The sequence below is a fragment of the Arenibaculum sp. genome (genome assembly GCF_035998295.1).
GTDB lineage: Bacteria > Pseudomonadota > Alphaproteobacteria > Azospirillales > Azospirillaceae > DASYHS01.
In genome coordinates this window covers 1-4,441 of sequence record NZ_DASYHS010000158.1, presented here as the reverse complement: position 1 = coordinate 4,441, position 4,441 = coordinate 1, and the positions used below count along the sequence as shown (strand labels likewise).

The 4,441-nt window shown below is 68.0% G+C and carries 5 protein-coding genes and 1 pseudogene; 3 read left to right on the top strand and 3 right to left on the bottom strand.

Annotated features, from left to right (window positions below):
- Both VGO20_RS16080 and VGO20_RS16075 read left to right on the top strand, forming a co-directional pair.
- Nucleotides 1-198, top strand: a pseudogene (locus VGO20_RS16080) (thioredoxin-disulfide reductase); the annotation flags it as partial.
- Between the two features lie 271 nt (nucleotides 199-469).
- Entirely contained in the window at nucleotides 470-1,360 is an 891-nt protein-coding gene (locus VGO20_RS16075; RefSeq protein WP_327503388.1) for a LysR family transcriptional regulator, read from the top strand.
- 452 nt (nucleotides 1,361-1,812) lie between these two features.
- Here VGO20_RS16075 and VGO20_RS16070 read toward each other — a convergent pair whose 3' ends face one another.
- The 3 genes from VGO20_RS16070 to VGO20_RS16060 all read right to left on the bottom strand — a co-directional run bounded on the left by VGO20_RS16070 (nucleotide 1,813) and on the right by VGO20_RS16060 (nucleotide 3,852).
- The gene (locus tag VGO20_RS16070; protein ID WP_327503387.1) at nucleotides 1,813-2,790 is read right to left on the bottom strand and encodes a hypothetical protein; all 978 of its coding nucleotides are present in this window, start codon (nucleotides 2,788-2,790) and stop codon (nucleotides 1,813-1,815) included.
- A gap of 55 nt (nucleotides 2,791-2,845) precedes the next feature.
- Nucleotides 2,846-3,055 carry a hypothetical protein gene (locus tag VGO20_RS16065; protein ID WP_327503386.1) on the bottom strand — a complete coding sequence of 70 codons (210 nt, stop codon included), beginning with the start codon at nucleotides 3,053-3,055 and terminating at the stop codon, nucleotides 2,846-2,848.
- A 146-nt stretch (nucleotides 3,056-3,201) separates the two neighbouring features.
- Nucleotides 3,202-3,852: a helix-turn-helix domain-containing protein gene (locus VGO20_RS16060; RefSeq protein ID WP_327503385.1), complete on the bottom strand. Its 651-nt coding sequence runs from the start codon at nucleotides 3,850-3,852 to the stop codon at nucleotides 3,202-3,204.
- A 209-nt stretch (nucleotides 3,853-4,061) separates the two neighbouring features.
- On the opposite strand from VGO20_RS16060, the gene VGO20_RS16055 reads away from it, so the two are divergent.
- Nucleotides 4,062-4,441: 3-keto-5-aminohexanoate cleavage protein (locus VGO20_RS16055; RefSeq protein WP_327503384.1), on the top strand; the 380-nt coding region annotated here is incomplete at its 3' end.

Genomic DNA, 4,441 nt, shown 5'->3' with positions numbered 1-4,441 from the left:
CGCACGGCCACGAACGTGCCCGGCGTGTTCGCGGCGGGCGACGTGAAGGACAAGGTGTTCCGCCAGGCGGTCACGGCCGCCGGCATGGGCTGCATGGCGGCGCTCGAGGCCGAGAAGTTCCTGGCCGAGCACGAGGGGCCGCCCGACGAGGCGCAGGCCGAGAAGGGCCGCCAGCAGATGATCGGGGCCTGGGAGTAGCGGCCGAGGCCCCGCCCCCGATCGAGGCCCCGTCCCCGATTCGGCGACCCGGCGCCGGCACGGCCCCCCGCGCCGGCCGCTGCGGCCTTGCAGCCGGGGGTGTGCGGTCTCTCCGACGGGCTCGCCGACCCCACTTTGCCCCGGCAACTCCGGTCGTAGGTGACCGGCCCGTATATTGCGGTATATCATTGCCCGCGCGGGCCTTTCCGGCCCTATCGAGAACCTGCACTGACGGGCCGGGCCGCCGCGCGCCGGTCCTACGGGACGTTTCATGGACTGGGATAAGCTTCGGGTCTTCCACGCGGTGGCCGAAGCCGGCAGCTTCACGCATGCCGGCGAGACACTGAACCTCAGCCAGTCGGCCGTGAGCCGGCAGATCAGCGCGCTGGAGGAGAGCCTCAACGTGCCGCTGTTCCATCGGCATGCGCGCGGCCTGATCCTGACCGAGCAGGGCGAGTTGCTGTTCCGGACCGCGCGCGAGGTCTTCGCGAAGCTGTCGATGACCGAGGCGATGCTGTCGGAAAGCCGGGAGCACCCGAAGGGCCCGCTCAAGGTGACGACGACGGTGGCGTTCGGAACTACCTGGCTGACGCCGCGCCTGCAGGAGTTCCTGCCGCTCTATCCCGACATCCAGCTCACGCTGCTGCTCGACGACACCGAGCTGGACCTCGGCATGCGCGAGGCCGACATCGCGATCCGGATGAGCCTGCCGCGCCAGCCCGACCTGATCCAGCGCCACCTGATGACGATCCGCTTCCACGTCTACGCGCACCAGTCCTACCTGCAGCGCAAGGGGATGCCGCAGTCGGTGGCCGATCTCGATGCCCACGACATCATCGCCTACCCGACCGAGGTGCGCTCGCCGGTCGCCAACATCAACTGGCTGCTGGAGGCGGGCAGTCCGCCCGCGGGCGGGCGCACGGCCGCGATGCGGGTCAACAACGTCTACGCCATCTACCAGGCGGTCGAGAGCGGGCTCGGCATCGCCGCCCTGCCCGACTACATGATCGACGGGCGGGACGGCATCGTCCGCGTGCTGCCGGAGCTGAACGGCCCCAAGGTCGAGAGCTACTTCGTCTACGCGGAAGAACTGCGCCACTCGAAACGCATCGCCGTGTTCCGCGACTTCCTCGTGCGCAAAGTTGCCGAGACCCAGTTCTGATCTCGTGCCGTCGAGTCGCTCGCTAGATTACATTTTAGGCAAATGAAGGAACCCGATCCGGCTCGAAATCCGGATCGGGACAAGATCCCGGCAGTCAAAGCCTTTCCCTGTCCAGGGCCGCCGAAGAGCCGGAACTTGGCGGAAAGCCTGCTGCTCTGAGGCGGGACAGGCGGATTTCGCACCTGCGGGAAGCCATGCACGGACTGCATAGGGGGATTAACAAATCATGCGTGGAAATTGGGCAAGGAATGACTAATTAATTGGCTGTGGATGTTGCGACGCAGCATCCACAGTTTCACTCCGGGCCCCGCCCGGGGTTGGGTCTTCGGACCCTGCGTCTCCCAGACGTGAAGCCTCCCTGTTCAACTTGGGCCGATGCCGTTGGGCTTCGGCCCTTTCTTTTTGTGCAGGCTTCCGATCGAACTCATGACCAGCAGCTGAAAGGTGGCCGGTCAAAGCTCGGCATCGGCAACCCAATGCATCCGCGCTTCGGAATTCGCAGCAAGTGCAAATCCCGAGTTGTAAGCCCTGAACCCGGTCTGGCCGACCGAGCCTCCTATGGAAATCGCAGACGGCGTCCCGGTACCATCCCTCATGTGCGCAACTGTGCCGGTTTCCGGGCTATACGTTGCGACGACCGGCGTCACGCGCTTTCGGGTCTGGAACCGGACACCGATCACCACCGCGCCCAGAGCCCCGTTCTGGGTCGGCGCAGCGGATGCGCCGGCATAGGCGTTCGGCGTGCCCGGAGCTACCGCCAAGTCGTACGACTTCTCGTAGTATCGCTGGCACAGGGCCAGTTCGGCCCCGAACGGTCGACGCTCGAAGGGGGTTGCGATCGTCCCGCGCTCCAGTTGCGGACAGCGAACGGCGCCTCCGATGAAGCGCACCGTCGCGTCGCTGCCGGACGTCAAAGAGACCGCGCCACGTTTGGCGACGAGGACGCCGTTGACGGTTGCCGTCGCGGTGCCGAGCCAGTCGAGCACGTAACTGCCCGTCTCGATGTTCGATCCCTCGACCACCTGCTCCACTCCGCCTGCCGGGGCGACGATCTCGTCGGCGGAAAAGGCCACGGACTGGCCGTTCGTCACGACGCGCCAACGATCCAGCGTGTACTGGTTGGAGGCCATGGTCGCGGCGCCGCTGACATATACGCGCTGGTTGACCAGGAAGGCCGCGTTGATCAGCAGATTCCGGAAACTTGGGGGGGCGAGAGCGCGGATCGCTTCGAGGAGCTGGGTGCTGGATGCGGCGTTCAACGTCGCTCCCGTCCCTTCGATGGCGGCGGCCAGTTCTTCCTGGATCCCATTGAACCAGTCGGCATTCAGAGCCGTCGCCGGATCGCCCGAAAGCGGATCGCCGTTCTTGAAACCGTGCTTGCCCGGGCCGAAGAGATCGACCGCGCGGCTTGCAGTATCGATGCGATGCATAGGAGTTCATCCGGAGAAGGCAGGAGAAGTGGGGTGATGGCCGGCGGGCAGCCGGTCAGGCGCGCGTCATCAGGCCAAGGTCGCGCAATGCCGACGCGGCCCGCGCCGCCACCGGCGGGTGCGATTCAGCCAGGAACCCGGCCATGTCGATCAGGGTGAGAATGGCGGTCTCGGCCGGCTGCTCCGGCGCCGTTTCGCAGCGGATCGCACGTGATGCCCGCCAGTAGGCGTGCGCGGCGGCGTCGAGGGAAAGCCGATGGGCCATGTCGTCGGTCCGAAAGGACCCCGGTGCCGAAGCACCGGGGCAGGTCAGGGAGGGAACGCCTCCGACACGCCGGAGACAGACCAACCGTATTCCAACCCTGACCTCGCTGTCAATCCACTTTGGAATATTCTTGGATTATTCCACACTCAGGCCGGTTCGCGCAGCCCGGTCACGGTGTGGACGACGTCGATCTCCACCGTCGGAACGACGAAGTCGCGCAGGGCGGGGTGGTACTCCCGCAGAACCACGCCGTCGGAGCCGTAACCGACGAGTTCCTTGATCAACACGGCCTGGGACTTCTTGACCACGATCACGCCGTCGCCGGCAGCCGGCGGCCGGCGCGGCGAGACGAACAGCAGCTGGCGCGGCCGGAAGCGCGGCGACATGGAATCGCCGACGACGTACATCGCATAGGCGTCGGGGGCGTTGACCAGCCAGTCCGGGCAGCCGACCCAGTCGATCGGGCCATCCTCCAGGTACATCTCCTGGTCGACGCCGCCACGGGCCGCCGCGCGCACCGGCAGGGCCCTGGCCGCCTGGTGGCGCAGCACGGGTGCCGCCGGAACGCTCGCGCGCGCCGGGGGCCGCGGCGCGGCCTCGCCGGACACCGCCGGCAGCAGGTCGATCGGCTCCGCCCCGAGTTCGCGCGCCAGCTTCACCGCCCAGTCGACGGTGAGCTTGCGCTCCCCGCGCTCCAGCTTGGCGATCTGCCCCTGCGACGTACCCGCCCGGTCGGCGAGCTGCCCCTGGGTCAGCCCCGCCCGCTCGCGCAGCACGCGCAGCACATTGTCTTCCATCCTGTCTTCCCGCTGTCCGGCATGTCTTTCGCGCAGGAATTATGACAATTCGGCATGAAATGGCAAGCCGCGCCTCGACCGCTGCCCGCAGTCGAATTCATCGGCATGCGGACGGCCGCTTGATCGGCGGCGCGACAAGTGCATCATGTCCTGCCGAGATGATCCCGCATGCGATGCCGGCCGAAACGATCCATCCTCCCCGACGGGACGTGAACACCCGCGCGCCCCGGCGCCCCGTGATCGTCGCGGTCGCGCCCAACGGCGCCCGGCGGACGCATGGCGACCACCCGGCCCTGCCCATGACCGCGGAGGAGCTTGCACGCGACGCGGCCCTGTGCGCCGCGCGCGGCGCGTCCGTCCTGCATCTGCATGTCCGGGACGCCGGCGGCCGCCACCTCCTCGATGGCGACGCCTATGCCCGGGCCACGGCGGCCGTGCGCCGCGAGGTCGGCGGGCGCATGGTGGTGCAGATCACGACCGAGGCCGTGGGCCGCTACGCGCCGGACGAACAGATGGCGGTGGTCCGGGCGGCCAGGCCCGAGGCGGTGTCGCTGGCGCTGCGCGAGCTGGCGCCCGCCCCGGACGCGGA

Coding starts and splice junctions, on each gene's coding strand:
- VGO20_RS16075 (WP_327503388.1), top strand. CDS start 470: ATGGACTGGGATAAGCTTCGGGTCTTCCACGCGGTGGCCGAAGCCGGC.
- VGO20_RS16070 (WP_327503387.1), bottom strand. CDS start 2,790: ATGCATCGCATCGATACTGCAAGCCGCGCGGTCGATCTCTTCGGCCCG.
- VGO20_RS16065 (WP_327503386.1), bottom strand. CDS start 3,055: ATGGCCCATCGGCTTTCCCTCGACGCCGCCGCGCACGCCTACTGGCGG.
- VGO20_RS16060 (WP_327503385.1), bottom strand. CDS start 3,852: ATGGAAGACAATGTGCTGCGCGTGCTGCGCGAGCGGGCGGGGCTGACC.